Below are 2,210 nucleotides of genomic sequence, written 5' to 3'. Positions count from 1 at the left end.
TGTCGAATGATGATTGCTCCTACACAGGCTTAGTGTAGTTTTCTGATAAGGAATCCTTTTGAGCACTCCAGAAAATATGGTTCTACTTTTGCTCAACTCTTAGGATATATTGTCCATGGGGCCGAGTTTCCCTACAAAGGCGTCCAGAGACCCGACCCTGTAAACGGACAAAATCAGCCTGTGCAATTTCTGTGCGTCTTTCTCCTTTTCGACATGGGAACTAACGGATTTTGGCAGAGACCCAAATCTGTCTTCCAGCAAATCCAGCAGTGTTTCCCGACTTGCCTGCAGCTTCCCCTGTGGTAGTCCCTGCCTGACCCCTTTTTCTATTCCCCTGTGACGCCCTATCTTTTCACCCTGAGCAGACAGTTTTTTCTCGCAAGCAACAAGAACTTCCAGGAATTTGTGCATATCTTCCATAGTTCTTACTGCAGAAAGGTCTTCAGTAATGCCCATGTTCTGCACTTTGATCTTGGTGAATTCGACAATGAGTGTTTCAAGAGACGGAGGCTGACTCTCAATGAAATGCATGCCTTTATCCGTTGCCTTGCGGGCATTCTCAATATCCCGGACATCCATCAGATGGAGCAGCATTCCAATGAGCCATCTGTGCTCACTGGGCAGCAGGGGTGAATCCATGCGCGTGTCCAGCACAAACAGGAGCTTTTTAGGGCCAAACATGGTGGTGGTGTCGAGGGGAGCGTTCGAGGGCCTTTCCATATTGCACACGACAATGGGAAATATGGCCGGAACCCCATTGCCCCGGCTCTCTTCCTCACTGGCAATAGTTAGCAGCATGCGCATTGCCAGGAGGAGCAGCCGGAGAAGTTGCATCGACTCTGGAATCTTCTGCACTTCTACAAATGCCAAATAGAGCGGGCTCGCATTCTTCCTGCCAATGCGCCAGATACGGACGTCGTTTCCCTGGAGTTCGTTGTCTGCCGAATATGTACAACACTCCAACGTCGGGAAATCCAGTCCCTGTGCGTGCTCTTCAGGAACAAAGTTCCGCAGCAGGCTCTCGACAGTTTCGCGGGTGGCGAAAAAACTCTTGTCGAAGGAAACATCATTTTCTTCTTTTGTCATGCACAACTCATTGAAATAATTGTGGTGCGACATTTTTGTGATCCCCTGAACGACACAACATTGATCCCGGGGATCCAGGTGTGGCATGAAGTCAGACTGTTTGTCGCTTGCTCAGTTACGATGTTCTGCGCAAGAAAGAGCCTGGCCTGCAAAAGGCAAAAAGCCACCATTAGTGCTGCTCGCACTTTGATCAACTGCTATTCCCTTTGTCCGCATGGTTGTTCTCCTTTTCGGTCCGATGCCCTTGTGGGGCCTTTTTGTGCTGTTCGTTTGTTTGGCACCAACGCGTGGTATTCTTGTCCACTTGCCAACGTGACCACAGACAGGGACAGACACAAAGCACATGTCTTCTCCCTGAATGAAAGACAATGTGCGCGAAACGTTCAAAGAAGTCAAGCATGAAGAAAAAGATGTCCTGGCATGCCTAAAATATATTATTAGGAGAGGTGCCAGAAACACGCGGAGAACAAAGGCGTAGAGACTCTTTTTCAGAGAGACATCTTCAGATAGACCATGTCCACAAGCTGCTTGCCGTCCTCAATGATGACGTGATCGTAGTTGTCCACAAAGAAGTTCTTCACCCTGTGGGAGCGGGCAAAGCCGCACTTTTCATAGAAGCCAATGGTAGAGGGACTCTCCCCTGTGCCCACAAGCAGGGTCTTTCCCTTGAGGTTTTTGCAGTAGTGCACGACATAATGAACGAGACTTCTGCCATAGCTCCTGCGCTGGGCTTCGGGCCTTGTCGCAAGGTTCTTGATCTCGAAGATGCCTTCGCCCTCCCTAGTCACAACGCAGATGCTCTTCACATCGGGATCACAGAGTGCAAACATGGTTCCTCTGTGGAGATAGCGTTCAACCATGTCCATCTGCTCGTCAGCCAAAAGCAGCAGATCTGCAAAATCGAGCTTTTGTTCTTCGGGAATGGAGATGAAACGCATGGGGGCTCCTCAAGATGTGGGCATTGCGGCACGCAGCATACAACCTGCAACGGATGGAGTATAGCCTAAGAGTTGGATAAAAGTAGAACCATACGGTTATTGTGTCAACGAAATTATAATTTTTTCAAGCAATTACTTTACTCCCATTGCCGTAAATGCTATAGAAAATATGGTTCTACTGAGAAC

Annotated in this window: 2 protein-coding genes; both read right to left on the bottom strand. The window is 48.7% G+C overall.

Annotation, left to right across the window (positions count from 1 at the left end):
- Positions 1-99 precede the first annotated feature (99 nt).
- On the bottom strand, positions 100-1,086 hold the full coding sequence (locus tag B5F76_RS14210; protein ID WP_144268514.1) for a hypothetical protein: 987 nt from the start codon (positions 1,084-1,086) through the stop codon (positions 100-102).
- 488 nt (positions 1,087-1,574) lie between these two features.
- Entirely contained in the window at positions 1,575-2,024 is a 450-nt protein-coding gene (locus B5F76_RS14205; RefSeq protein WP_087355740.1) for a GNAT family N-acetyltransferase, read from the bottom strand.
- Positions 2,025-2,210 lie beyond the last annotated feature (186 nt).

The sequence above is a fragment of the Desulfovibrio sp. An276 genome (genome assembly GCF_002159665.1).
Classification (GTDB): Bacteria; Desulfobacterota; Desulfovibrionia; order Desulfovibrionales; family Desulfovibrionaceae; genus Desulfovibrio; species Desulfovibrio faecigallinarum.
The sequence above is the reverse complement of the archived record's forward strand: the minus strand, read 5'-3'. Positions and strand labels throughout refer to the sequence as shown.

Coding starts and splice junctions, on each gene's coding strand:
- B5F76_RS14210 (WP_144268514.1), bottom strand. CDS start 1,086: ATGACAAAAGAAGAAAATGATGTTTCCTTCGACAAGAGTTTTTTCGCC.
- B5F76_RS14205 (WP_087355740.1), bottom strand. CDS start 2,024: ATGCGTTTCATCTCCATTCCCGAAGAACAAAAGCTCGATTTTGCAGAT.